The sequence below is a fragment of the Rubellimicrobium roseum genome (genome assembly GCF_006152145.1).
Lineage (GTDB): Bacteria > Pseudomonadota > Alphaproteobacteria > Rhodobacterales > Rhodobacteraceae > Rubellimicrobium > Rubellimicrobium roseum.
The window spans coordinates 18,543-41,144 of the sequence record NZ_VDFV01000002.1 but is presented as its reverse complement, the minus strand read 5'-3'; the positions used below and the strand labels follow the sequence as shown (position 1 = coordinate 41,144).

The 22,602-nt window shown below is 68.8% G+C and carries 27 protein-coding genes and 1 other RNA gene; 19 read left to right on the top strand and 9 right to left on the bottom strand.

Going from position 1 to position 22,602, the window contains the following annotated elements; all coding sequences use genetic code 11:
- Nucleotides 1–2: 2 nt before the first annotated feature.
- Nucleotides 3–776 carry a uracil-DNA glycosylase gene (locus FHG71_RS02615; RefSeq protein WP_139080073.1) on the bottom strand — a complete coding sequence of 258 codons (774 nt, stop codon included), beginning with the start codon at nt 774–776 and terminating at the stop codon, nt 3–5.
- A 151-nt stretch (nt 777–927) separates the two neighbouring features.
- On the opposite strand from FHG71_RS02615, the gene dgcA reads away from it, so the two are divergent.
- Together dgcA and FHG71_RS02605 are read left to right on the top strand one after the other, a co-directional pair.
- Nucleotides 928–1,893, top strand: coding sequence for an N-acetyl-D-Glu racemase DgcA (gene dgcA / locus FHG71_RS02610; protein WP_139080072.1), 966 nt, complete (start codon nt 928–930; stop codon nt 1,891–1,893).
- A 2-nt stretch (nt 1,894–1,895) separates the two neighbouring features.
- Nucleotides 1,896–2,756 (top strand): D-amino-acid transaminase, encoded by an 861-nt coding sequence (locus FHG71_RS02605; RefSeq protein WP_139080071.1) that lies wholly within the window; start codon nt 1,896–1,898, stop codon nt 2,754–2,756.
- A gap of 6 nt (nt 2,757–2,762) precedes the next feature.
- On the opposite strand, the gene FHG71_RS23355 is transcribed toward FHG71_RS02605, so the two are convergent.
- From FHG71_RS23355 to FHG71_RS02595, 3 genes are all read right to left on the bottom strand, one after another.
- On the bottom strand, nt 2,763–2,936 hold the full coding sequence (locus FHG71_RS23355; protein ID WP_176559252.1) for a hypothetical protein: 174 nt from the start codon (nt 2,934–2,936) through the stop codon (nt 2,763–2,765).
- 147 nt (nt 2,937–3,083) lie between these two features.
- Complete coding sequence (locus FHG71_RS02600; RefSeq protein ID WP_139080070.1) at nt 3,084–3,404, bottom strand: DUF1244 domain-containing protein; 321 nt, start codon at nt 3,402–3,404, stop codon at nt 3,084–3,086.
- On the bottom strand, nt 3,397–4,176 hold the full coding sequence (locus FHG71_RS02595; RefSeq protein ID WP_139080069.1) for an N-formylglutamate amidohydrolase: 780 nt from the start codon (nt 4,174–4,176) through the stop codon (nt 3,397–3,399). The genes FHG71_RS02600 and FHG71_RS02595 overlap by 8 nt, the downstream gene beginning before the upstream one ends.
- Before the next feature lie 110 nt (nt 4,177–4,286).
- Here FHG71_RS02595 and pyk point away from each other — a divergent pair, with 110 nt between their 5' ends.
- The 3 genes from pyk to rplT all read left to right on the top strand — a co-directional run bounded on the left by pyk (nt 4,287) and on the right by rplT (nt 6,424).
- Nucleotides 4,287–5,735, top strand: a complete 1,449-nt coding sequence (gene pyk / locus FHG71_RS02590; RefSeq protein ID WP_139080068.1) for a pyruvate kinase — start codon at nt 4,287–4,289, stop codon at nt 5,733–5,735.
- Between the two features lie 107 nt (nt 5,736–5,842).
- On the top strand, nt 5,843–6,043 hold the full coding sequence (rpmI, locus tag FHG71_RS02585) for a 50S ribosomal protein L35 (protein WP_139077809.1): 201 nt from the start codon (nt 5,843–5,845) through the stop codon (nt 6,041–6,043).
- Nucleotides 6,044–6,058: 15 nt separating this feature from the next.
- The gene (gene rplT / locus FHG71_RS02580) at nt 6,059–6,424 is read left to right on the top strand and encodes a 50S ribosomal protein L20 (RefSeq protein ID WP_139080067.1); all 366 of its coding nucleotides are present in this window, start codon (nt 6,059–6,061) and stop codon (nt 6,422–6,424) included.
- A gap of 59 nt (nt 6,425–6,483) precedes the next feature.
- Here the strand turns inward: rplT and FHG71_RS02575 are convergent, their stop codons facing one another.
- A complete protein-coding gene (locus FHG71_RS02575) occupies nt 6,484–6,693 on the bottom strand; it encodes a hypothetical protein (RefSeq protein ID WP_139080066.1) in 210 nt (69 codons plus the stop codon).
- A 90-nt stretch (nt 6,694–6,783) separates the two neighbouring features.
- A complete protein-coding gene (locus FHG71_RS02570) occupies nt 6,784–7,008 on the bottom strand; it encodes a hypothetical protein (RefSeq protein ID WP_139080065.1) in 225 nt (74 codons plus the stop codon).
- 191 nt (nt 7,009–7,199) lie between these two features.
- On the opposite strand from FHG71_RS02570, the gene pheS reads away from it, so the two are divergent.
- The 4 genes from pheS to pheT all read left to right on the top strand — a co-directional run bounded on the left by pheS (nt 7,200) and on the right by pheT (nt 11,799).
- Nucleotides 7,200–8,267, top strand: a complete 1,068-nt coding sequence (pheS, locus tag FHG71_RS02565) for a phenylalanine--tRNA ligase subunit alpha (RefSeq protein ID WP_139080064.1) — start codon at nt 7,200–7,202, stop codon at nt 8,265–8,267.
- 459 nt (nt 8,268–8,726) lie between these two features.
- The gene (locus FHG71_RS24530) at nt 8,727–8,858 is read left to right on the top strand and encodes a hypothetical protein (RefSeq protein ID WP_281281936.1); all 132 of its coding nucleotides are present in this window, start codon (nt 8,727–8,729) and stop codon (nt 8,856–8,858) included.
- Between the two features lie 103 nt (nt 8,859–8,961).
- Nucleotides 8,962–9,258, top strand: a complete 297-nt coding sequence (locus FHG71_RS02560; protein WP_139080063.1) for a DUF167 family protein — start codon at nt 8,962–8,964, stop codon at nt 9,256–9,258.
- Between the two features lie 144 nt (nt 9,259–9,402).
- Nucleotides 9,403–11,799, top strand: coding sequence for a phenylalanine--tRNA ligase subunit beta (gene pheT, locus FHG71_RS02555; RefSeq protein WP_139080062.1), 2,397 nt, complete (start codon nt 9,403–9,405; stop codon nt 11,797–11,799).
- A 47-nt stretch (nt 11,800–11,846) separates the two neighbouring features.
- Here pheT and FHG71_RS02550 read toward each other — a convergent pair whose 3' ends face one another.
- A complete protein-coding gene (locus FHG71_RS02550) occupies nt 11,847–12,542 on the bottom strand; it encodes a glutathione S-transferase family protein (RefSeq protein WP_139080061.1) in 696 nt (231 codons plus the stop codon).
- Nucleotides 12,543–12,662: 120 nt separating this feature from the next.
- Between FHG71_RS02550 and mscL the strand changes: the two genes are divergently transcribed.
- Nucleotides 12,663–13,118, top strand: coding sequence for a large conductance mechanosensitive channel protein MscL (gene mscL / locus FHG71_RS02545; protein ID WP_139080060.1), 456 nt, complete (start codon nt 12,663–12,665; stop codon nt 13,116–13,118).
- 193 nt (nt 13,119–13,311) lie between these two features.
- On the opposite strand, the gene ald is transcribed toward mscL, so the two are convergent.
- Nucleotides 13,312–14,430 carry an alanine dehydrogenase gene (gene ald / locus FHG71_RS02540; RefSeq protein WP_139080059.1) on the bottom strand — a complete coding sequence of 373 codons (1,119 nt, stop codon included), beginning with the start codon at nt 14,428–14,430 and terminating at the stop codon, nt 13,312–13,314.
- A 131-nt stretch (nt 14,431–14,561) separates the two neighbouring features.
- On the opposite strand from ald, the gene FHG71_RS02535 reads away from it, so the two are divergent.
- The 9 genes from FHG71_RS02535 (at nt 14,562) to FHG71_RS02495 (ending at nt 21,626) form a co-directional block, all read left to right on the top strand.
- A complete protein-coding gene (locus FHG71_RS02535) occupies nt 14,562–15,020 on the top strand; it encodes an Lrp/AsnC family transcriptional regulator (RefSeq protein WP_139080058.1) in 459 nt (152 codons plus the stop codon).
- Nucleotides 15,021–15,258: 238 nt separating this feature from the next.
- Entirely contained in the window at nt 15,259–15,450 is a 192-nt protein-coding gene (locus FHG71_RS02530; protein ID WP_139080057.1) for a hypothetical protein, read from the top strand.
- A gap of 519 nt (nt 15,451–15,969) precedes the next feature.
- Nucleotides 15,970–16,067, top strand: an RNA gene (gene ffs, locus FHG71_RS02525) — signal recognition particle sRNA small type.
- A gap of 141 nt (nt 16,068–16,208) precedes the next feature.
- The gene (gene rsgA / locus FHG71_RS02520) at nt 16,209–17,240 is read left to right on the top strand and encodes a ribosome small subunit-dependent GTPase A (protein WP_139080056.1); all 1,032 of its coding nucleotides are present in this window, start codon (nt 16,209–16,211) and stop codon (nt 17,238–17,240) included.
- 56 nt (nt 17,241–17,296) lie between these two features.
- Nucleotides 17,297–18,373, top strand: coding sequence for a flavodoxin family protein (locus FHG71_RS02515; protein WP_139080055.1), 1,077 nt, complete (start codon nt 17,297–17,299; stop codon nt 18,371–18,373).
- 70 nt (nt 18,374–18,443) lie between these two features.
- Nucleotides 18,444–20,171 (top strand): DNA polymerase III subunit gamma/tau, encoded by a 1,728-nt coding sequence (locus tag FHG71_RS02510; protein ID WP_139080323.1) that lies wholly within the window; start codon nt 18,444–18,446, stop codon nt 20,169–20,171.
- A gap of 60 nt (nt 20,172–20,231) precedes the next feature.
- Entirely contained in the window at nt 20,232–20,582 is a 351-nt protein-coding gene (locus FHG71_RS02505; protein ID WP_139080054.1) for a YbaB/EbfC family nucleoid-associated protein, read from the top strand.
- The gene (gene recR / locus FHG71_RS02500) at nt 20,582–21,175 is read left to right on the top strand and encodes a recombination mediator RecR (RefSeq protein ID WP_139080053.1); all 594 of its coding nucleotides are present in this window, start codon (nt 20,582–20,584) and stop codon (nt 21,173–21,175) included. The genes FHG71_RS02505 and recR overlap by 1 nt, the downstream gene beginning before the upstream one ends.
- Before the next feature lie 64 nt (nt 21,176–21,239).
- Nucleotides 21,240–21,626, top strand: coding sequence for a CopD family protein (locus FHG71_RS02495; protein WP_139080052.1), 387 nt, complete (start codon nt 21,240–21,242; stop codon nt 21,624–21,626).
- 3 nt (nt 21,627–21,629) lie between these two features.
- On the opposite strand, the gene FHG71_RS02490 is transcribed toward FHG71_RS02495, so the two are convergent.
- Nucleotides 21,630–22,421 (bottom strand): DUF1013 domain-containing protein, encoded by a 792-nt coding sequence (locus FHG71_RS02490; protein WP_139080051.1) that lies wholly within the window; start codon nt 22,419–22,421, stop codon nt 21,630–21,632.
- Nucleotides 22,422–22,602: the final 181 nt, after the last annotated feature.

The following is a 22,602-nucleotide window of genomic DNA, read 5'->3' as shown; positions in this document are numbered from 1 at the left end:
CGTCAGGAGGGAGGGCGCAGCCGCGCCAGAAGGCTCAGGAGATCCGCCCAGGCCTCGCGCTTGGCGGGCGGGTTGCGCAGCAGGTAGCTCGGGTGGAACGACGGCAGGGCGGGCCGCCCCACGGCCTCGGCCCACTGTCCCCGGATCTGCGTGATCCCCGCCCGGTTCAAGAGCGCCATGGCCGGCGAGTTGCCCAAAACCAGCACGACGCGGGGGGCGGCCAGCTCGACGTGGCGGCGCAGGAAGGGCCGCCAGCGGTCGATCTCGGGCGTCTCCGGGCGGCGGTTGCCGGGCGGCCGCCAGGGCAGGACGTTGGTGATGTAGGCCGACCGGGCCGGGTCCGGGTCCGCCCGGTCCCGCCCGATGGCCGAAAGCATCCGGTCCAGAAGCTGCCCCGCCGCGCCGACGAAGGGCTTGCCCTGGATGTCCTCGTCCCGCCCCGGCGCCTCGCCCACGACCATGAGCGGGGCTCCGGCCGTCCCGTCGGCGAAGACGAAGCGCCGCGCGCCGGGCTTCAGCTCGCAGTCGAAGGCCTCCATCGCCTGGGCCAGCGCGGGCAGGTCCCGTGCCTCCGCGGCCAGTTCCTGGGCCACCGTCACCGGGTCCGCCGGACGGGCCAGCACCGGCGCCGCGAGCGGCGCCGCCGCGGCGGCCGGGGCCGCGGCCTTGGCGGTCAGTTCGTAGCGGTTGACCGGCATCTCCCCGATCGCCTCGTCGGCGCCGAGCTCCAGAAGCCAGTCGAGCGCGGAGCGCGCATGGAGAAGGGCGGGGTCCATGCCTTCTTCTAGCGGAACGGGTCGGCAAAGGGCAGGGGCCTGCGGCGGCCCAAGGGGCGTTCATCTTCCCTTAAGGGCACCGTTCGGTCCTCCTACCAATCGTTAACCCTTCTCCCGTAGAACGGGGGTCACGTCGCCATCGGGGATCGCCATGACCTTTTCCGCCGCCATCGAGAGCTTCCCGCTCGCGCAAGCCTTCACCATCAGCCGGGGCTCCAAGACCGAGGCGCGGGTGGTGACGGCACGCGTGACGCGGGGCGGCGTGACGGGGCAGGGCGAATGCGTCCCCTACGCCCGCTACGGCGAAACGGCCGAAGGCGTGGCCCAGGCCATCGCCGCGCTGCCGCCCGACGCGATGCTCGCGGACCTGCCGGGCCTCCTGCCCCCCGGCGCCGCGCGCAACGCCGCCGACTGCGCGCTCTGGGACCTCGCGGCCAAGCAGGCGGGCGTCCGCGTCTGGGATCTCTTGGGGCTGCCCGCGCCCGGACCCGTGGTCACCGCCTTCACCCTGTCGCTCGATGCCCCCCACGCCATGGAGGCGCAGGCCCGCGCCAACGCCCACCGCCCGCTCCTCAAGATCAAGCTCGGCACCCCCGACGACATGCCCCGGCTGGAGGCCGTGCGCCGCGGCGCCCCCCGCGCGCGCCTCATCGTGGACGCCAACGAGGGCTGGACGCCCGAGTCCTATGCCGATCTCGCCCCCCATCTCCTGCGCCTCGGGGTCGAGCTGGTGGAGCAGCCCCTCCCCGCCGACGCCGACGAGGCCCTGGCCGACATGCCCCGTCCTGTCTCGGTCTGCGCTGACGAGTCCTGCCACGACCGCGCCTCGCTGCCGCACCTGAAGGACCGCTACGACGCCATCAACATCAAGCTCGACAAGACCGGCGGCCTGACCGAGGCGCTGGCGCTGCGCGACGAGGCGCGCGCCCTGGGCCTCCGCCTCATGGTGGGCTGCATGGTCGGCAGCTCCCTCGCCATGGCCCCGGCGGTGCTGGTCGCGCAGGGATGCGACCTGGCCGACCTTGACGGACCCCTGCTTCTGGCGCAGGACCGCCCGCGCCCGCTCGGCTACTCTGAGGCGGGGGTCCATCCGCCCGGGGCGGAGCTGTGGGGGTGAGCATGAGCCGCATCGTCTACGTCAACGGCGACTACCTGCCGGAATCCGAGGCCAAGGTCTCGGTCTTCGACCGCGGCTTCCTGATGGCCGACGCCGTCTACGAGGTGACCTCCGTCCTCGGCGGCAAGCTGGTGGACTTCGACGGCCACACCACGCGCCTGCGCCGCTCGCTCTCCGAGCTCGACATGCCCTCGCCCGCCACCGACGAGGATCTGCTCGCGATCCACCGCGAGCTGGTCGCCCGCAACGGGATCGAGGACGGCATGGTCTATCTTCAGGTCACGCGCGGCGCGCCGTCCGAACGCGACTTCGCCTACCCCGACGCCTCGGTGCCGCCGACGCTGGTGCTTTTCACGCAGGCCAAGCCCGGCCTCGCCGACAGCCCCCTGGCCCGGACCGGCATGGCGGTGATCTCCATCCCCGACCAGCGCTGGGCGCGGCGGGACATCAAGACGGTCCAGCTCCTCTACCCGTCGATGGGCAAGATGATGGCCAAGGCCCAGGGCGCCGACGACGCCTGGATGATCGAGGATGGCGTCGTGACCGAGGGCACCTCGAACAACGCCTACATCGTCAAGGGCGACACGATCGTGACCCGCGACCTGGGCCCGCACATCCTGGCGGGGATCACCCGCGCCGCCGTGCTGCGCTTCGCGGCGGAATCCCAGATGAAGGTGGAGGAGCGTCCCTTCACCCTCGACGAAGCCCTGGCCGCCGACGAGGCGTTCATCACCTCCGCGACGACCTTCGTCATGCCCGTGGTGCGGATCGACGGCCGCGATCTCGGCGCCGGGCGTCCGGGTCCCGTCGCGATCCGCCTGCGCGAGATCTACATCGAGGAGAGCCGCCGCGCCGCGATCTGATCCCGGTCAGCGCGCCATGCCGTAGCGCGCCCGAACCTCCCGCTCCTCGTCCGCATCCAACGGCCAGACATCGAAGAGCTCGTCCAGGATGCCGGCGAAGGAGGGGGGATCGTCATCAAGGCCCTGCGCCCGCGACAGGGGCAGCGCGGCCAAGGTGGCGACGAGGGAGGTGAGGAACATGACACGCCTGACTGACTATGAACGACCGAAGTGGCCCGCGCGACACACGAACCTTCTGATAAACGTTCCAGCTCAGAAACAGTTCCATCCCAGTATCGCGCGGCCGGAATTTTCCATGCCGCGCGGCAAAGCCCTGCGAGCCTTGGCTCAGGTGTCCTTCCGGGGTCCAGCGTTCGCAGCGAAGGCGACCTCGAAGGCCGCCTGCGTCTCTGCGGTGGCCGGGGTCTGGTGAAGGCTGACCCACTCGGCATAGGGCATGCCGTAGAACATCTCCCGCGCTTCGTCCTTGCCCAGCGCGAGGCCCCGTTCGGCCGCCGCCTCCTGCATCCAGCGCGACAGGCAATTGCGGCAGAACCCCGCCAGGTTCATCATGTCGATGTTCTGCACGTCGGGACGGGCCTCCATCAGGTGGCGCCGCAGGGCGCGGAAGGCGGCGGCCTCGATCTCGGTGCGGGTCTGGTCATCCATGGTCGGTCCTCCGGGCGTCGAGAAGGGAAGCGGCAAGAAGCGGCGCCAGCCGGGCGGCCCAGGCCTCCTGGTCCTCGGGCGTGGCGATCAGATCGTTGCGCAGCTCGACCAGCACATTGAGCCGCCCCCGCCGCAGCGCGTGCCGGTCCACCGAGTCCCCGGGCAGGTGCCCCGAATAGGGCTCGTTGTCGCCCACGCAAAGGTCGCTCTCGCGACCCAGCCGCTCCAGCACCGGCCGCGCGAGCCGCTGGTCGAGATGGGAATGCAGCACCGCCACCTGCCAGGGCCGGGGCGCGCGGCCCTTGAGCTGCGGCGTGAAGCTGTGAACGGCAAGGATCGCGGGATCGCGCCGCCCGTCCAGCAGCGTCTCGACCGCGCCGTGGTACGGCCGGTAGAGCCGGTCGAGCCGCGCCCCGACCTCGGCCGGCCCCAGCCGCCGGTTGGCCGGGATCACCGAGCCATCGTAAAGGCGCATGACCAGGGTCGGGTCGTCCTCGCCCCGGTTGGGGTCGATCACGAGGCGCGAAAAGCGCGCCAGGATCGCGGGGCTCTCCAGATGCCGCGCCAGCACCCGCGCCAGCCCCGCCGCGCCGACATCATAGGCGATGTGCCGCGCCATATCCCAGGGCGGCAGGCCCAGGTCGCCCCCGGCGATCCAGTCGGGCACCGCGTTCGAGGCGTGGTCGCAGGTCACGACCCAGGGACCTGGCGCCTCGGGGTTCATGATTTCGTAAGCCGGATGCGTTAAGGCGGGAGCGGCGTGCAGCGTCATGGCCTTTCCCCATAGGCCAGTTGCCGCGCGAAGGAAACCGCGCCATACACCGCCCCGCAGAAGGCTGCGCCGTTAGCGCTATCACGCCGCCCGGGCCGAAGGAGATCCGCATGAGACGCCACCGCAAGGTCAAGATCGTGGCCACGCTGGGCCCCGCCTCCTCCAGCAAGGAGATGATCCGCGCGCTCCACCAGGCCGGGGCCGACGTCTTCCGTCTCAACATGAGCCATGGCGCCCACGAGGACGTGGCCGCCCGCCACCGCTTCATCCGCGAGGTCGAGGCGGAATCGGGCCAGCCCATCGCCATCCTGGCCGACCTTCAGGGGCCCAAGCTCCGCGTCGGCACCTTCGGCGGCGAGGGTGCCTTCGACCTTCAGGTGGGCTCGCCCTTCCGGCTCGACCTCGATCCGGCGCCGGGCGACGCGACCCGCGTCCAGCTTCCGCACAAGGAGATCTTCGACGCGCTCGAACCGGGCGCCTCGCTCCTGGTGAACGACGGCAAGATCCGCCTCAAGGTTGTGGACTGCGGCCCTTCCCACGCCGACTGCACCGTCACCGTGGGTGGCACCATCTCGAACCGCAAGGGCGTGAACGTCCCCGACGTCGTGCTGCCGCTCGCCGCGCTCTCGGAAAAGGACCGCCGCGACCTCGAGTTCGTCTGCGATCTGGGCGTGGACTGGCTGGCGCTGTCCTTCGTGCAGCGCGCCGCCGACGTGGAGGAAGCGCGCCGGCTGGCTCGCGGCCGCGCCGCGATCCTGTCCAAGATCGAGAAGCCCGCCGCCGTGAAGGACTTCGACGCCATCCTCGCCGCCTCGGACGGGATCATGGTGGCGCGGGGCGACCTCGGGGTGGAGCTGCCCGTCCAGAACGTGCCGCCCATCCAGAAGCGGCTCGTGCGCAAGTGCCGCGCCGCGGCCAAGCCGGTGATCGTGGCGACGCAGATGCTCGAATCGATGATCGAGTCCCCCGTGCCCACCCGCGCCGAGGTATCGGACGTGGCCACCGCCATCTACGAGGGCGCCGACGCCATCATGCTCTCGGCCGAATCCGCCGCCGGCCAGTATCCGGTCGAGGCGGTCTCGACCATGGACGCCGTCGCGCAGGAGGTGGAGACCGACCCCACCTACACCCAAATCATCGAATCCTCGCGCATGGCCCAGCGGACCACGGTGGCCGACGGCATCGTCTCGGCCGCCCGCGAGATCGCCGAGACCACCGACGTCAAGGCCATCGCCTGCTTCTCCGAGTCCGGCACCACCGCGCTTCTCGTCGCGCGCGAGCGGCCCCGCGTGCCGATCATCGCGCTCACCTCCGTCGAGGCCACGGCGCGTCGGCTGTCGCTCACCTGGGGGGTGGACTGCGTGGTGTCGGACCCGGTGGATCGCTTCAAGCACGCCGTGCTGGCCGCCATCCACGCCGCGGTGGCCCAGGGCTACGCCCAGCCGTCCGACCGCATCGTGGTGACCGCGGGCGTGCCCTTCAACACGCCGGGCTCGACGAACATCCTGCGCGTGGCCCCCTGCCAGGAACGCCTGATCTACGAAGGCGAGCCCGAGTAGGGGCTTGCCCTGCGGCCCGCGCGCCCGTATAGGGCGCGCTCTCACTATCGCACGGATGGCCAAGTGGCATTGCCTCCCCGTGCGCCACGCTCGCAAAGGAGCCGAAAATGCCCAAGATGAAGACCAAGTCGAGCGCCAAGAAGCGCTTCAAGGTGACCGCCTCCGGCCTGATCAAGGCCGGCCAGACCGGCAAGCGTCACGGCATGATCAAGCGGACCACCAAGTTCATCCGCCAGGCGCGGGGAACCACGGTCCTGTCCGAGCAGGACACGAAGATCATCAAGTCCTACATGCCCTACGCGCGCTGAAGGGGAGCCTGAACCATGTCCCGCGTTAAGACCGGTCCCGTCACCCACCGCCGCCACAAGAAGGTCATGGACGCCGCGAAGGGCTACTACGGCCATCGCTCGCGCACCTTCAAGGTGGCCAAGCAGGCCGTCGACAAGGCCAACCAGTACGCCACGCGCGACCGCCGCGCCCGCAAGCGCGACTTCCGCGCCCTGTGGATCCAGCGGATCAACGCCGCCGTGCGCGCCTTCGACGCTTCGCTGACCTATTCGCGCTTCATCAACGGCCTGTCGCTGGCCGGCATCGAGGTCGACCGCAAGGTCCTCGCCGACCTCGCCGTGCACGAGCCCGAGGCGTTCAACGCCATCGCCGACAAGGCCCGCGCCGCCCTCCCGGCCTGAGCGCGACCCACCTGACCCATCGCAGCGGGCGCCGGTCCTTCCGGCGCCCGCTGGCGTTTTCAGCGCAGCGCCGCCGGTGCGGCCAGCGCCGGAATGGCCCTCTCCTCTGCTTCGGGCCGCAGAAGGCTCACCGCCACGCTCGCAATCAGGCCGAGCTGCCCTCCTACCACATACAGCAGCGCCGCCGCCCAGAGCGGAAGCCCCGCCATCACCGCCATTGCGGCGGCCGCGATCCCGCCCGCCAGCGCCATCAACAGATGTGCCGCCATCCTTGCCGATCTCCCAAACCCACCGGGCCCCCCGGCCCATGAGTCCTGCAATCGACCGGCATCCGTTAAGGCGGCCTTAAGATTCGATATTTATCGATTAAGCCCGTCGGGTTCCGCGCGCGAGCGCAGGGGCAGGTCCAGGGGCCGATCAGGCGGCCCCGCGGCCCTGGGGCGCAGCGCCGTCGCCGTCACCGACAGGCTGCCGGCCAGCGAATAGGCCAGCGCCACCCGCCAGAGCGGCTGACCCGCGGCCGCCAGCGTCCCCGAGGCGAAGCCCCCGACCAGGACGCCCAGAACAAGATGACCCAAGGCCATCGCATCCTCCTCCACCGCGCCTCCGCCGGGTCTTCGCCCGGTCGAAGGCCGATCACGGTCGCCGCTCCGCCATGCGGCACCGTTCATTCCGTCAACCTCCACGTGTGGCAGCTTGTTCCCCCGGCCGCATCCCGCTTGCGTGACCTGTGCTCCGGCGGTAACTCGCCGCGACGGCCCGAAGGGGGATGAGCATGGACGACCTGCGCGACAAGTATCTGGGGGCCATCGCCTCCGCCGCCGACGAGGCGGGCCTCGAGGAGGTGCGCCTCGCCGCCCTGGGCAAGAAGGGCGAGATCGCGCTGCGGATGCGCGAGCTCGGGACCATGCCGCCCGAGCAGCGGATGGCCGTCGCCCCCGCGCTCAACGGCCTGCGCGACGAGGTCGCCTCGGCCATCGCCGCCCGCAAGGCCGCGCTTCAGGACGCCGCGCTCGACGAACGGCTCCGCGCCGAATGGCTCGACGTCACGCTGCCCGCCCGGCCCCGCCGCGCCGGCACGATCCACCCGATCAGCCAAGTGACCGAGGAGGTGACGCAGATCTTCGCCGCCCTGGGCTATGCCGTGGCCGAGGGCCCGCAGGTCGAGGACGACTGGCACAACTTCGACGCGCTCAACATCGCGCCCGAGCATCCCGCCCGGCAGGAGCACGACACCTTCTACATGGCCCGCGCCGAGGGCGACAACCGCCCCCCTCACGTTCTGCGCACCCACACCTCGCCCGTCCAGATCCGCGCCATGCAGGCGCAGGGCGCGCCGATCCGCGTCATCGCCCCCGGCCGCGTCTTCCGCGCCGACTACGACCAGACGCATTCGCCGATGTTCCACCAGGTCGAGGGCCTCGCCATCGACCGCGACATCACCATGGCGAACCTCAAGTGGACGCTTGAGGAGTTCATCAAGGCCTTCTTCGAGGTCGACCGCGTCGACCTGCGCTTCCGCGCCTCGCACTTCCCCTTCACCGAGCCCTCCGCCGAGGTCGACGTCCGCTGCTCCTGGCAGAACGGCACGCTCAAGCTGGGCGAGGGCGACTCGTGGCTGGAGATTCTCGGAAGCGGCATGGTCCACCCCAAGGTCCTGCAGGCGGGCGGCATCGACCCGACCGAGTGGCAGGGCTTCGCCTTCGGCATGGGCATCGACCGGATCGCGATGCTGAAATACGGCATCCCCGACCTGCGGGCGTTCTTCGAGAGCGACCTGCGCTGGCTGCGGCACTACGGCTTCGGGGCGCTGGACGTGCCGACGCTGGCGGGCGGTCTGTAGGTGCTTGCATGTTGCCACTGCTGATCGGGTTTCTTCTTGTAGTTACTTTATCCATCGTAAATTTCGTTGTGGTTCGAGAGTTTCGGGCTACTCCTAGGTCGCTCATAGTTCAGCGACTTCAAAACTACGCTGATATGCATGACTGTGGGGTGAGCAAGTCGGATCTATTATACAAGATTTCGCGCCCCGCTAGGTCCGATGATGATCTGCTGACCGGCAAACAGCATAAGATCCTACTTGGAATACTTAAGAAGGTTGAAGCTAAGAATTCAACATTGGCGCGAATATTCACCTTCCTTGGCGCTCCATGCGTCGCCTTAGCCTTCAATCCAAATCTAGGTGCATATCGCCAACTTGCGCTTCTCGCCGTTGCCTACATAGGTATGTTCCTCTTTTCAGCTATTAGGGGGATGCATCAGATTGATCAAAGGTCAACTTGGGGGGCAGGGCATTAGGGAAATGCAGGATGAGCTCATCAAGGATATGCTCGAGAAAGAGGCAGAGCTTCGATATTGCTTGTTCGGTGCAAACTTTGGCATACTTTTGCTGGGATTTTCTGTTCCGGTGATTTTAGTTCTTGGCGGCGGATGATCTGATAGGTCGGCGCAAATATAGCAAGAGTTGAGTGTGCTCAGGTGCTACTCCGCACTGCAACGCCGGCATTGGTGTGATTGGACAACTCTGCTCAGTTATCATGATGGCTCGGAACTGTATTTCCACCGGCCTGCGCCTCCGCGTCCGCGTCACCCCGAACGCCAGCGCCGACCGCATCGATGGCCCCGAGACCCTCTCTGACGGCACAACGGTTCTACGTCTCCGCGTCCGGGCTGTCCCCGAGAACGGCAAGGCGAACGCCGCCGTGATCGCGCTCCTCGCGAAGCACCTCGGCGTCCCGAAATCCGCCATCACCCTCGTCGCGGGCGACACCGCCCGGCTCAAGACGCTGCACATCGACGGCGACCCGGCCCACCTCGCGGCCAAGCTGTCGTAGGGCGGCCCTCACCGCGATTCGCGCCGGGCCCTAGCACGGCCCGCCGGGGTGTTGCGCGAATCGGGGTTGGACCGTTCGGTGCCCCAACTTGTCGTTAACTTCCCCACGCGATAGTGGACGGCGACCCGACAGAAAGCCCGACCCATGAAGCTCACCCTCTCCTGGCTCCGCGACCACCTCGACACCACGGCCTCCGTGCCGGAGTTGGCCGAGGCGCTCACCGATCTCGGGCTCGAGGTCGAGGGCATCCACGATCCGGCCGCGCAGCTTCGGGCCTTTTCCGTCGCGAAGGTTCTCGACGCCCAGCAACACCCGAACGCCGACAAGCTCCGCGTCTGCCAGGTGGAGACCGACGACGGCGTGAAGCAGATCGTCTGCGGCGCGCCCAACGCGCGGGCCGGGATCACGGTCGTGCTGGCCAAGCCCGGCACCTACGTCCCCGGCATCGACACCACCATCGGCGTGGGCAAGATCCGGGGCGTCGAAAGCTTCGGCATGATGGCCTCCGAGCGCGAGCTGGAACTGTCGGACGAGCACAACGGCATCATCGAGCTGCCCTCGGGCGAGGTCGGCCAAAGCTTCGCCGACTGGCTTGGGGCGAACGACCCCGCCCGCGTGGACCCGGTCATCGAGATCAAGATCACCCCGAACCGCCCCGACGCGCTGGGCCTCCGCGGCGTGGCCCGCGACCTCGCCGCGCGGGGGCTCGGGACCCTGAAGCCGCTCCCCGCCGTGGCGGTCGAGGGCACCTACGACAATCCCGTCCCGATCACGCTCGACCCCGCGCTCGACGGCGGCTGCCCGCTCTTCGCCGCGCGCCTGATCCGGGGCGTGACGAACGGCCCGAGCCCCGACTGGCTCCAGGCCCGCCTGCGCGCCATCGGCCTGCGCCCGATCAGCTTCCTCGTGGACGTCACCAACTTCTTCACCTTCGACCTCAACCGCCCGCTGCACGTCTTCGACGCGGACAAGATCGCGGGCGGCCTGACCGTGCGCCCCGCGCGCGAGGGCGAGACGCTCGTCGCGCTCGACGGCAAGACCTACACGCTGGCCGAGGGTCAGATGGTCATCGCCGACGACACAGGCCCGCAAAGCCTCGCCGGCATCATGGGCGGCGAGGAGACGGGCGTGACCGAAGGCACGACCAACGTTCTCGTCGAGAGCGCCCTCTGGGACCCGATCCGCATCGCCGCCACGGGCCGCGCGCAGAAGATCGTCTCGGACGCCCGCTACCGCTTCGAGCGCGGCGTAGATCCCGCCTTCGCTGAGGAGGGTCTCGACCGCGCCGTGGCCATGATCCTGTCCGTCGCCGGGGGCGAGGCCTCGCACCGCACCACCGCCGGCTCGGTCTCCGACACCTCCCGCGCCTACCGCTTCGACCCCGACCGCCTGCGCACCCTCGTCGGCCTCGACCTGCCCGCCGAAGACCAGCGCCGCATCCTTGAAGCGCTGGGCTTCCGGGTCGAGGGCGAAAGCGCCCATATCCCCTCCTGGCGTCCCGACGTGCAAGGCGACGCCGACATCGTCGAGGAGGTCGCGCGTGTGGCCTCCCTGACGCGCCTTCAGGGCGTGCCGCTGGCGGCCAAGGGGCCGGCGATCCCCAAGCCGGTGCTGACCCCAGCCCAGGTGCGGCTCGGCGCGGCCAAGCGGACGATGGCCTCTTTGGGCTACAATGAATGCGTGACCTACGCCTTCATCGACCGGCCCTCCGCCGCGCTTTTCGGTGGCGGGGACGAGGCGCGGCGCATCGGGAACCCGATCGCCTCCGACCTGTCGGACCTGCGCCCCTCGCTGCTGCCCGGCCTCCTGCGGGCCGCGGCGCGCAACCAGGCCCGGGGCTTCGGCGACGTGGCCCTGTTCGAGGCCTCCGAGTCCTTCACCGGGGGCGATCCCGGCGAGCAGCGGGCCGAGGTCGCGGGGCTTCTCGTCGGCCGGGCGCATGCCAAGGGCGTCCACGGCGCCGCCCGTCCTTATGACGTCTTCGACGCCAAGGCCGATCTCGAGGCGCTGCTCTCGACGCTCGGCGCCCCGGCCCGGCTCCAGATCCGCCGCGACGGCGCCGCATGGTGGCATCCGGGCCGGCACGGGGTCGTGACGCTTGGCCCCAAGACGGTTCTGGCGGAGTTCGGCGAATTGCACTCCCGTGTGCTCAAGGCGCTGGACGTGAAGGGCCCGGCGGTGGCCTTCGTGCTCTGGCCCGACGCGATCCCGCAGCCCCGGTCCGCCGGTCGGGCCCGCCCCCGGCTGGAGACGAGCGACTTCCAGGCGGTCGAGCGCGACTTCGCCTTCGTGGTGGACGCGAAGGTCGAGGCGCAGGCGCTGGTCCAGGCCGCGCTCGGTGCCGACAAGGCGCTGATCACCGAGGTCCGGGTCTTCGACGCTTTCCAGGGCGGCAGCCTGCCCGAGGGACGCAAGTCGCTCGCGCTGACGGTACGCCTCCAGCCCAAGGCCGCCACGCTGACCGAGGTCGAGATCGAGCAGGTCAGCGCCAGGATCGTGGACAAGGTGTCGAAGGCCACAGGCGCCACGCTGCGGACCTGATCCGGTCGCGGCGTTCGAAAGGGGGGACGCGTCCCCCCTTTCTTCGGTCAGCGCGGCGGGATGTTGCGCGCCGCCTGCGCCGCCGGTCGCTCGAAGAAGCGGTCCACGTAGGCCGGCACGTTCGTCAGCCCGTCCCATCCGACCAGCGGCTTGGCCCCGTAGAAATCCAGCGTCCCGAGCCAGGGCCCGATGGCCATGTCCGCGATGGAATAGTCGCCGGCGACCCATTCCTTCCCATCGAGGGCGCCGTCAAGGACGTTGAGGAGCCGCTTCGCCTCGGCGACATAGCGTTCGCGCGGGCGGGGGTCCTCGATGTCCTTGCCGGCGAACTTCACGAAGAAGCCCATCTGCCCCAGCATCGGCCCCAGGCCGCCCATCTGCCACATGACCCATTGGATGACCTGGGCCCGGTCGGCCGGGGTGGCGCCCAGGAATTGGCCGGTCTTCTCGGCCAGGTAGATCAGGATCGCTCCGCTTTCGAACAGGCCCAGCGGCTGGCCGCCAGGGCCGTCAGGGTCGATGATCGCCGGGATCTTGTTGTTGGGATTGAGCGACAGGAACTCGGGCGACCGCACGTCGGCGTCGGCCAGCGTCACGCGATGGGCCTCGTAGGGCAGCCCGGTTTCCTCGAGCATGCACGAGATCTTCTGTCCGTTGGGCGTGGGATAGGAGAAGAGCTGGAGCTTGGCCGGGTTCTCCACGGGCCATTTCCGGGTGATGGGGAAGTCGGACAGGTCGGCCATGAGCGCGCTCCATTGGGGTCATCCTCGCGCGACGGACCTAGCGTCGGGCCAACGGGCCGAAAACTGTGGAAAAGCGAACAGCGGCCCTGCACATTCGCCCCGGTTCAAGCGAGGTGCACCATGATACGAGAATTCCGCGATTTCATCGCCAAGGGCAACGTGATGGACCTGGCCGTGGGGATCATCATCGGGGCTGCCTTCACCGCGATCGTCAACAGCCTTGTGGCGGATATCGTGAACCCGATCCTAGGCCTCGTCATCGGCGGGATCGACTTCACGAATCTTTACTGGGTGATGTCCGGCGCCGTGCCCGAGGGCGCAGGCCTGCAGACCGCGAAGGACAGCGGCGCGGCGGTCTTCGCCTATGGAGCCTTCCTGACGGCGGTCATCGAGTTCCTGATCGTCGCCTTCGTGGTCTTCCTGCTGGTCAAGGCCGTGAATCGAATCAAGGATGCGGCTGTGCGCAAGGGCGAGGTCGTGCCCTCCGCGCCCCAGGGCCCCACCCAGGAGGAACTGCTGATGCAAATTCGCGATCTGCTGGCCCGTGACCGGGGCGCCACCACACCAGCCGAATGAGCCAATCAGCCGCCCTGTGGCCCGGCCACATGTGGCGCAAGAAAACTCCCACCGCACGGTGGCCTAAGGTTTCATTTACCCTCGGCTGGCAGACTTGCGGCAAGTCGCGCCGGAGTCTGCCATGCCGATCTGCCTCGTTCTCATGGGTTCTGCCGTCCCTCCCAAGGGACGGCGCGCCAGCCCTCGCCCGGCGTCAGGCCGCAAGGACCTCCGTGGCCGGCAGCAGCCCTTCGCCCAGTGCGGCCGCGACGGCGGGATGCGTGATCCGGCCGGCATGCACATTGAGACCGTTGCGCAGATGCGGATCGGCCGCGAGCGCGTCCTTCCACCCCTTGTCCGCCAGCGCGAGAAGGAAGGGCAGGGTGGCGTTTCCGAGGCCCAGGATGGATGTGCGCGCGACAGCCCCCGGCATGTTGGCCACGCAGTAGTGCATAACGCCATCCACCTCATAGATGGGATCTTCGTGGGTAGTGGCCCGCGAGGTCTCGAAGCAGCCGCCCTGGTCGATGGCCACGTCCACGATCGCCGCCCCGCGTTTCATGGTCGAGAGCTGGTCACGGGTGACGAGCTTGGGGGCGGCCGCCCCGGGGACCAGCACCGCCCCGATCACGAGGTCGGCCTCGGCCACCGCTTCGGCGATGATGCCGGCGCTCGCATGGGCGGTGCGGAAGTCGCGCCCGAAGACCTCGTCAAGATGGCGCAGGCGCGGCAGCGAGCGGTCGAGCACCAGCACCTCGGCGCCCATGCCGGCCGCCACGCGCGCGGCCTGCATGCCGACCACGCCGCCGCCGATCACCACCACCTTGCCCGGCGCCACGCCCGGGATCCCGCCCAGCAGCACGCCCCGCCCGCCATTGGCTTTCTGCAGCGTCCAGGCGCCGACCTGGGGCGCCAGCTTGCCGGCCACCTCGGACATGGGCGCCAGAAGCGGCAGGCCGCCCTGCGCGTCCGTCACAGTCTCGTAGGCGATGCAGGTCGCGCCCGACGACATCAGGTCGCGCGCCTGCTCCGGGTCCGGGGCAAGGTGGAGATAGGTGAAGAGCACCTGCCCCTCGCGCAGGCGCTGGCGCTCGATGGCCTGGGGCTCCTTGACCTTCACGATCAGGTCGGCGGCCGCAAAGATGTCCTCCGCGCTGTCGACCAGTTGCGCGCCTACCGCCGCGTAGTCCGCGTCCGTGAACCCAGCGCCCAAGCCTGCGCCGATCTCCATCATCACCTCGTGGCCATGTGCGATAGCCTCTCGCGCAGCATGGGGGGTGAGCCCCACCCGGAACTCCTGGGGCTTGATCTCCTTCGGGCAGCCGATGCGCATAGATGACCTCCTTCTTTTGTAAGGATCCTTGTCCCTGGGCTTCACAAGAGGGTGGCAAGGTTGCCTTGCCAAAGGATACGGTGACGCAGAAACTGCGGTACAACACAACTGTTGCCGGAGATTCTTGCGCCATGCCGCTCGACGCCATCGACCGCCGCATCCTTGAGACGCTCCAGAAGCAAGGGCGGCTGTCGAACCAAGAACTTTCCGAGCGCGTTGGCCTGTCGCCCTCAGCCAGCCACCGGCGGGTGCAGCGTCTGGAGGAGGACGGCTACATCAAGGGTTATGTGGCTCTGCTCGATCCCCGCAAGTTGGGACGTACCACCACCGTGTTCGTGGAGATCACACTGGCCGGTCAGGCCGACGAGGTGCTCGACTCCTTCGAGAAGGCCGTGGCCCGCATCCCCGAGGTGCTGGAATGCCATCTGATGTCCGGGTCGGCCGACTACCTGCTCAAGGTGGCTGCCATCGATACGGAAGATTTCGCCCGGATTCACCGCCGAAGCCTCGCAACCATTCCCGGCGTGCAGGGCATCCAGTCCAGCTTCGCGCTACGCACCGTCCGGCAGACTACGGCGCTGCCCGTCTGAGGCCGAACCGCGATCGGGTCCAGGTACCGGATAGCAGGGCAGCCGGACGGCGCCCTAGGCCTTTGCCTTAAGACCGATACACCCAAAGTTTATGGGCCTTCGCAGCGACAGCATATGTGCTGGCCAGCAAGGGACGCCATGACGCGCCGCGCTGCCGCTCAGGTCTGCCGCACAACTGATATCGCAGGCCCGTCCGGCTTGGGCTCGTCTTGGCGCCACCACCGCTTGGGAGGCTTTCATGTGGAAGAGCGACTGGCTCGCCGAACAGACCCGTGTCGTCCTCAGCATGCTGCTGGCGCTGGCATCGGTGAGTTCCGCCTATTTCGGCATCGTCTACTGGGCCGTGAACGGCTGGCTTTGGGGCGTCTTCCTGTCCGGTCTCGTCCCGGGATTCGGAGCCGTGTCCACTTGGATGGCCCTGTCGCACTGATGACCTGCGGGCGTTTGGAGTCGACGCCGCAGCGTGACCTAGACGACCAAGTGGATCAGGACCTGAACCGTTTCCGACGGCCTCGTTTCTAGGAACACTACGGAGCGTCGATGCCTGACGAAGAGGAGCTGGCTCCACGACACTGTGCGGCTGTTCGGAAATTCGCGCCTGCCTGTCCGGCGGCAGCTTCGCTCCATGTTCCGTCGGCAAGCCTTTGGCAGGGTGTCGGCTCATGCCCGTTCGGCGCCCCCGATTCGCTGACCGATCTGCGCGCGCGAGTTCAGGTAGAGGACCGGACCAAATTCAGGCGGGTGACGATATTCGGGAGAGCAACGATGGCACTCCTCGTTCGTCAGAAGTTGGCCTGCACGCACAGGTCACACCGGCGGAGACGGGGTGCCTTGCGCAGACCTATGTGATGCTTGGTCGACTTGCCGGTTCAATAGCAGCCTGTGATCCGTCAGTCCGGACCCGCGCCTCGACCTTGCGTCGTGTGGCTAGCGGTCCTATATGCGGCCCCGAGAGGTTGGCGCGGGCAGGCGCCTCGCCAACCCGGTCAGGTCCGGAAGGAAGCAGCCGCAACGAGCCCCGCTTGGGTCGTGTCCAGCCTCTCACCCGATGAACCCTGCCGAGGGAGGCTGTCGATGGAGATTGCCGTCGCCCTCCGGGCCGGTCGCCGTTAAGGGCGACCGCGGCCCGATGCGAAGCCACCTTGCGCCCGGCGCAAGGTCATATTCCTTCGTCATGGGACATCCACCTTGATCGAGACCGATCTGTCCAGCCTGGGCTGGACTTCTCACTTTGCCCGCCAGATTGACGCGGCCGAGTCCCTGTCGCCGGCCCGCGTGGCCGAGGTGCAGCGCAGCCACTTGACCGTTCTGCCTGGCTCTCTCCGCCTGCAGGCGCCCGAAGGCACCGGGCGCTTCGCCGTCGGTGACTGGCTGCTTCACGACGGCGAGCGCGCCTTCCGCCGTCTCGACCCGCTTACCGAGATCGCCCGCAAGGGCGCAGGCGAGGGGGCCGAGAAGCAACTCATCGTTGCAAATGTCGACACGCTGGGCATCGTCACGTCCTGCAACGCCGACTTTTCGCCCGCGCGGCTCGAACGCTATCTGGCCGTCGCCATGACGGCTGGGTCTCCTCCCCTCGTGATCCTGACCAAGGCCGATCAGGCCGAAGACCCCGAAGGCTATCTGCGCGAGGCGCGACGCCTGTCGCCGCTCGTCACGGCCATCACGCTCAATGCCACGGACCCGGAGGAGGTTGCGCGCCTTCACCCGTGGTGCGGGTCGGGTCGGACCTTGGCTCTTGTGGGCTCGTCGGGCGTGGGCAAGACCACGATCCAGAATGCCCTGACCGGGGTGGAGGCCGCGACGCAGGCCATTCGTGAGGACGACGCCCGGGGGCGGCACACGACCACCGCGCGTTCCCTGCGCCTCACGCTTGCGGGGGGCTGCCTGATCGACACGCCCGGCATGCGCGAGCTGGGGATGCTGGAGGCGGCCGAGGGCATCTCGGCCGTCTTCGCGGATATCGAGGAGCTTGGGGCCGGCTGCCGCTTCCGCGACTGCGCGCACGAGGCCGAGCCCGGCTGTGCCGTCCAAGCCGCCATCGCTGCGGGCGAACTCGATGCCAACCGGCTTGAGCGCTATCGCAAGCTGGAGCGCGAGGACCGGCTCCACACCGAGTCGCTCCACGAGAAGCACGCCCGCAGCCGCGCTTGGGCCAAGGCCACCTTGAACGGCTCGGCCCGCTCCAGATGGAAGCGGCGGGGACCCGAGGAGGACTGAGGGAACCCTTCGCTCCGCTTCCGGCTTGTGACCGCGTGCCGAGAGCGGAGCTTTCCATGTTCGAACCCAAGCCCCGCGAGGGGATGCCCAGTCCCCAGCTCGACCGCGCCGCCTTTGAGGCGCGGTTCAGGTCCCAGTTCATGGGCCATGCCTTCGATGCCTTGCAGCCCGAGCTCGACCGCATGGCAGCGGCGGCTTGGGCCGAGTATTCGGCGGGGAACAAGGCCCCGCACACTCGCAAGGCGGGGCCGGGCTACGCTGACCCGGATTACGACCTCGCGGTGGACTGGATCGCCGCCAGGGCCGCCGTGGACAAGGCCCAGGCGCGGCACGAGGACCGATCGCGGCCCGCGCGCATCCTGCTCGTCAACGCCTCCACGCGGAGCGAGCACACCTGCCCCGGCGAGATGTCCAAGACCTGGCGCCTCGTGGAGCTCGCCCGCGGGGTGCTGCTGGACGGCGGGGCCGAGGTGGAAGTGCTGGACCTGTCGCGCCTCGCCTCCGAGTACGGGCGGCACATCCACCCCTGCAAGGCCTGCTTCTCCACCGCCGCCGCGCTCTGCCACTGGCCCTGTTCCTGCTACCCGAACTACAGCCTGGGCCAGACCCAGGACTGGATGAACGAGATCTACCCCATGTGGGTCGAGGCGCACGGGATCATGATCGTGACCCCCGTCCACTGGTACATGGCCTCCTCGCCGCTCAAGCTCATGATGGACCGCATGGTCTGCGCCGACGGCGGCAACCCCGATCCGACCGCGACCCATGGCAAGCACGCCGCCGAGGCCAAGAGGCTGGAGCTGAAGGGCTGGCCCTATCCGCGTCATTTGGAGGACCGGCTGTTCGCGGTGGTCGTGCATGGCGACGTGGAGGGGGCCTCGGGCGTTCGCCGGGCCCTGTCGGACTGGCTCACCTTCATGAGCCTGCGCCCAGCCGGCGGCATGGCCGAGGTGGACCGCTACATCGGCTACATGGGGCCCTACGCCACGAGCCACGACGCGCTCGACAAGGACAGTGCCATGCAGGAGGAGACGCGCAACGCCGCTCGCACGCTCCTGAACGCTGTCGATCTGTGGCGCGCGGACCGGCTCCCCGTGACCGACGGCGACCTGGAGGAACCGCGGCCTAAGTGACGTTGAACGCCGGAGCCGGGGGCCCTAGGTTGGGGCATCCCTTCCCGGAGCCCCCTTCGTGCCCGACGACATGCCTCTCGACGCGTCCACCTCGTATCGGGTCCTCGCGCGCAAGTACCGGCCCGAAACCTTCGCCGACCTCGTGGGACAGGAGGCGATGGTCCGCACGTTGCGCAATGCCTTCAAGGCGGGACGGATCGCTCAGGCCTTCATCCTGACCGGCATCCGGGGTACCGGGAAGACCACCACGGCGCGCATCATCGCCAAGGGCCTGAACTGCATCGGTCCGGACGGGCAAGGTAGTCCCACGACCGAACCCTGCGGGGTCTGCGTCCATTGCCGCGCGATCAGCGAAGGCCGCCACGTCGACGTGCTGGAGATGGACGCGGCTTCCCGCACGGGCGTGGGCGACATCCGCGAGATCATCGACTCCGTCCGTTACCGGGCGGCAGAGGCGCGCTACAAGGTCTACATCATCGACGAAGTGCACATGCTGTCCACCAACGCCTTCAACGCGCTGTTGAAGACGCTGGAGGAGCCGCCCGAGCACGTGAAGTTCATCTTCGCCACCACCGAAATCCGCAAGGTTCCGGTCACGGTGCTGTCGCGCTGCCAGCGCTTCGATCTCCGTCGCATCGAGCCCGAGGTGATGATGGGTCTCCTGCGCCGCATTGCGACCGCCGAAGGGGCCGGGATCGAGGACGGCGCACTGGCGCTCATCGCCCGCGCGGCCGAGGGCTCGGCCCGCGATGCCACCTCTCTCCTCGATCAGGCCATCGCCGGTGGCGGCCCCGCCACGGCCGAGCAGGTCCGCGCCATGCTGGGCCTCGCCGACCGTGGGCGGGTGCTCGACCTCTTTGACTTCATTCTGAAAGGCGAAGCGGCTGCGGCGCTGGAGGAACTGGGTGCCCAATACGCCGACGGCGCCGATCCGGTGATGGTCCTTCGCGACCTCGCCGAGATCGCGCATTGGATTTCGGTCCTGAAGGTGTCTCCGACGGCCGCCGATGATCCGACACTTTCGCCCGACGAGCGCGCGCGTGGGCAGGCCATGGCGTCCGCGATCCCCATGCGGGTGCTGGCGCGGTTCTGGCAGATGCTGCTCAAGGCATTGGAAGAGGTCGCCGTCGCTCCCAATGCCATGATGGCCGTCGAAATGGCGATAATTCGCCTGACCCACGTAGCTGACCTGCCCAGTCCCGAGGAGCTTGTTCGCCAGCTGCAGGGCGCGCGAGGAGCGCCCGCGATGGGGCAGGGCGTGCCTGGGCCGGCTCCGCGCGCACCCGTCCCGCAAGCCTCGCGAGCCGTGCACGGCTTGGCGCGAGCGGGCGGGCTCGCGGCAATGCCCGCCGGCCATCCTCACCCGCTCGACCGCTTCGCACGATTCGAGGACGTCGTGCAGCTCGTCCGCGATCAGCGCGATATCGGCCTTTTGATGGAGGTCGAGACCGGCGTGCGTTTGGCGCGGTACCAGCCCGGCCGGATCGAGTTCGAGCCGGCATCCATGGCGGCTCCTGACTTGGCGCAGCGCCTCGGGCAGAAGCTCCAGCAATGGACAGGCACCCGCTGGGGCGTCTCGGTGGTCAGCGAGGGCGGCCAGCCCTCAATCCGCGAGGCTCAGGCGGCCCACGCCAATGCGCTCGAGGCCGAGGCCATGGCGCATCCCTTCGTGCAGGCGGCGCTCAAAGCCTTTCCGGGCGCCAGGCTTCGGGTCCAGTCGCGCGAGGAGAAGTTGCAGGCGGCCGAAGCCGAGGCCCTGCCCGAAGTCCCTGACGAGTGGGATCCCTTCGAGGAGTGAGGCCTTGCCCGTCATGCACCTCGTGAATATCTCCACCTCATTCAATCGAAAGGGCGCGCGATGCTGAAGGGATTGGGCCTCGGAGGCCTGGGCGACATGGCCAAGATGATGAAGGCCGCCCAGGAGATGCAGGGCAAGATGGCAGAGATGCAGGCGTCGCTCGACACCATCACTGTCGATGGGCAGGCTGGCGCGGGCCTCGTGACGGTCACGGCTACTGCGAAGGGCGACCTCAAGTCCCTGTCCATCGATCCTTCGATCTTCCGCGCGGAGGACCGCGAGATGGTCGAGGACCTCATCCTGGCCGCGATCAAGGACGCGCAGGCGCGGGCGGCGGACCGCGTCAACCAGGAGATGCAGCGGATTTCCGAGGAGTTGGGCTTGCCGCCGGGCATGAAGATGCCTTTCTGATGGCCGACGCCCCTGCCGACATCGAGAGCCTCATCGCGCTGATGGCGCGTCTTCCGGGCCTTGGGCCCCGGTCGGCGCGTCGCGCGGTGCTGCACCTCGTCAAGAGGCGGGGGACGCTCCTGCTCCCTCTTGCTGACGCCATGCGCGAAGTCGGGACGACGGCACGGGAATGCGTGAACTGCGGCAACATCGGCCAGCACGACCTTTGCGCCATCTGCGAGGACGATCGGCGCCGCAACGGCCAGATCTGCGTGGTCGAGGACGTCGAGGATCTCTGGGCCATGGAGCGGACCGGGGCCTTCCGGGGGTGCTATCACGTCCTAGGCGGCACGCTGTCGGCGCTCGACTCGATCGGGCCGGACGAACTGCGCATTCCGCACCTCGTCCGGCGCGTGGAAGATGAGCGCGTCTCCGAGGTGATCCTTGCGCTCGGGGCCACGGTCGATGGCCAGACGACGGCCCATTACATCGCGGATCGGCTCGCCGGGGTGCAGGTCACGACGCTTGCACAGGGCGTTCCGGTCGGTGGCGAACTCGACTACCTCGACGAAGGCACCATCGGTGCAGCTCTGCGAGCACGGCGGGCCCTTTGAGGGGCCGTGGCGCTCTTGGCATCTCCTGCTACATAGGCGCCGGATTTCTCAGCGGAGCGAGCGCATGGACTACGGCCTGACTGTCAACCTCCACCTTGCGGCGATGGTGGTCTGGATCGCGGCCATGATCGCCGCTCCGCTGACGCTCCGGGGGGCAGGCGACACCGCGACGGCCCGGAAGATCCTGCGCGGTGTGGCGACGCCGGCCCTGATCCTGACCTGGCTGCTCGGCATCTGGCTGGCTGTCCAGATCGGCGCCTTCACGCAGGGCTGGCTTCATGTGAAGCTGCTCTTCGTGCTCGCCCTCACCGCCCTGCACGGGATCGCGCTCGGGCGGCTGCGGCGGATGACCCCGGGGGGAAGCGTCCCGGGGCTTTTGCGGGCGCTTCCCTGGGTCACGCTGCTGTTGGCGGCCGTCGCGGTGTGGCTCGCCTGGCAAAAGCCCTTCTGAGGCTCAGCGACGGCTGGGCTGGTCGTCCTCGCCGTCCTCCTCGTCGCCGCCCGCCGGCAGATTGAAGAAGGCGTCGGCGTCGCGGATGTCGGGCAGGGCCTCGTCCTCGGCGGGCGCGTCGTCACCCTGCGGGTCGCGGGCCGAGAGCGAGAAGGCTTCCAGCCCCGAGATGGCCGACGGCATCCGCGGCTCGGTCGGCATCGACAGCGACACCTGCGTGGAGACCAGCTTGCGCCGCTCGTCGTCGCTCATCACGCCGCCCTCGTGGGCCTTCTTCTCGATCGCCTTCTGGATCGCGGCGTCGAGCTCGGACTGCTTGCAGAGCCCCAGGGCCACCGGGTCGATCGGGTCGATGTTGCCGATGTTCCAGTGGGTCCGCTCGCGGATGGCCTGGATCGTGGGCTTGGTCGTGCCGACGAGCTTGGAGATCTGGCCGTCCGACAGCTCGGGGTGGAACTTCACCAGCCAGTAGATCGCCGCCGGGCGGTCCTGCCGCTTGGAGAGCGGGGTGTAGCGGGGGCCGCGGCGCTTCTCCTCGCCCACGGAGGCGGGGTTGAACTTGAGCTTGAGCCGGTGGAGCGGGTTCGCCTCGGCCTTCTTGATCTCTTCCATGGTGAGCTGGTTGTTGGCGACGGGATCGAAGCCCTTCACGCCCTGCGCCACCTCGCCGTCGGCGATGCCCTGTACCTCGAGCTCGTGCAGGCCGCAGAAGTCGCCGATCTGCCGGAAGTTGAGGGTCGTGTTGTCCACCAGCCAGACGGCGGTGGCGCGGGCCATGAGCGGCTTGTCGGACATGAGGGTCACCTCGCTGGTCAAATCTCTCCCGTGGCCCCGCGGGGGGGCGCCCCAGAATGGGGCCGGTTCACGCTGTCGGGGAACACCGAGCGTATATAGCGAGGTCCCTTGCGGAAGGAAAGCGTCCTGCAAGCCCCCGCGCGCGGGGGCGGGACGGAACCGCCGCCAGCCGATCCGGTTG

Excerpts from the sequence above, each read along its gene's own strand:
- FHG71_RS02615 (WP_139080073.1), bottom strand. The coding sequence starts at position 776 with ATGGACCCCGCCCTTCTCCATGCGCGCTCCGCGCTCGACTGGCTTCTG.
- dgcA (WP_139080072.1), top strand. The coding sequence starts at position 928 with ATGACCTTTTCCGCCGCCATCGAGAGCTTCCCGCTCGCGCAAGCCTTC.
- FHG71_RS02605 (WP_139080071.1), top strand. The coding sequence starts at position 1,896 with ATGAGCCGCATCGTCTACGTCAACGGCGACTACCTGCCGGAATCCGAG.
- FHG71_RS23355 (WP_176559252.1), bottom strand. The coding sequence starts at position 2,936 with ATGTTCCTCACCTCCCTCGTCGCCACCTTGGCCGCGCTGCCCCTGTCG.
- FHG71_RS02600 (WP_139080070.1), bottom strand. The coding sequence starts at position 3,404 with ATGGATGACCAGACCCGCACCGAGATCGAGGCCGCCGCCTTCCGCGCC.
- FHG71_RS02595 (WP_139080069.1), bottom strand. The coding sequence starts at position 4,176 with ATGACGCTGCACGCCGCTCCCGCCTTAACGCATCCGGCTTACGAAATC.
- pyk (WP_139080068.1), top strand. The coding sequence starts at position 4,287 with ATGAGACGCCACCGCAAGGTCAAGATCGTGGCCACGCTGGGCCCCGCC.
- rpmI (WP_139077809.1), top strand. The coding sequence starts at position 5,843 with ATGCCCAAGATGAAGACCAAGTCGAGCGCCAAGAAGCGCTTCAAGGTG.
- rplT (WP_139080067.1), top strand. The coding sequence starts at position 6,059 with ATGTCCCGCGTTAAGACCGGTCCCGTCACCCACCGCCGCCACAAGAAG.
- FHG71_RS02575 (WP_139080066.1), bottom strand. The coding sequence starts at position 6,693 with ATGGCGGCACATCTGTTGATGGCGCTGGCGGGCGGGATCGCGGCCGCC.
- FHG71_RS02570 (WP_139080065.1), bottom strand. The coding sequence starts at position 7,008 with ATGGCCTTGGGTCATCTTGTTCTGGGCGTCCTGGTCGGGGGCTTCGCC.
- pheS (WP_139080064.1), top strand. The coding sequence starts at position 7,200 with ATGGACGACCTGCGCGACAAGTATCTGGGGGCCATCGCCTCCGCCGCC.
- FHG71_RS24530 (WP_281281936.1), top strand. The coding sequence starts at position 8,727 with ATGCAGGATGAGCTCATCAAGGATATGCTCGAGAAAGAGGCAGAGCTT.
- FHG71_RS02560 (WP_139080063.1), top strand. The coding sequence starts at position 8,962 with ATGATGGCTCGGAACTGTATTTCCACCGGCCTGCGCCTCCGCGTCCGC.
- pheT (WP_139080062.1), top strand. The coding sequence starts at position 9,403 with ATGAAGCTCACCCTCTCCTGGCTCCGCGACCACCTCGACACCACGGCC.
- FHG71_RS02550 (WP_139080061.1), bottom strand. The coding sequence starts at position 12,542 with ATGGCCGACCTGTCCGACTTCCCCATCACCCGGAAATGGCCCGTGGAG.
- mscL (WP_139080060.1), top strand. The coding sequence starts at position 12,663 with ATGATACGAGAATTCCGCGATTTCATCGCCAAGGGCAACGTGATGGAC.
- ald (WP_139080059.1), bottom strand. The coding sequence starts at position 14,430 with ATGCGCATCGGCTGCCCGAAGGAGATCAAGCCCCAGGAGTTCCGGGTG.
- FHG71_RS02535 (WP_139080058.1), top strand. The coding sequence starts at position 14,562 with ATGCCGCTCGACGCCATCGACCGCCGCATCCTTGAGACGCTCCAGAAG.
- FHG71_RS02530 (WP_139080057.1), top strand. The coding sequence starts at position 15,259 with ATGTGGAAGAGCGACTGGCTCGCCGAACAGACCCGTGTCGTCCTCAGC.
- FHG71_RS02515 (WP_139080055.1), top strand. The coding sequence starts at position 17,297 with ATGTTCGAACCCAAGCCCCGCGAGGGGATGCCCAGTCCCCAGCTCGAC.
- FHG71_RS02510 (WP_139080323.1), top strand. The coding sequence starts at position 18,444 with ATGCCTCTCGACGCGTCCACCTCGTATCGGGTCCTCGCGCGCAAGTAC.
- FHG71_RS02505 (WP_139080054.1), top strand. The coding sequence starts at position 20,232 with ATGCTGAAGGGATTGGGCCTCGGAGGCCTGGGCGACATGGCCAAGATG.
- recR (WP_139080053.1), top strand. The coding sequence starts at position 20,582 with ATGGCCGACGCCCCTGCCGACATCGAGAGCCTCATCGCGCTGATGGCG.
- FHG71_RS02495 (WP_139080052.1), top strand. The coding sequence starts at position 21,240 with ATGGACTACGGCCTGACTGTCAACCTCCACCTTGCGGCGATGGTGGTC.
- FHG71_RS02490 (WP_139080051.1), bottom strand. The coding sequence starts at position 22,421 with ATGTCCGACAAGCCGCTCATGGCCCGCGCCACCGCCGTCTGGCTGGTG.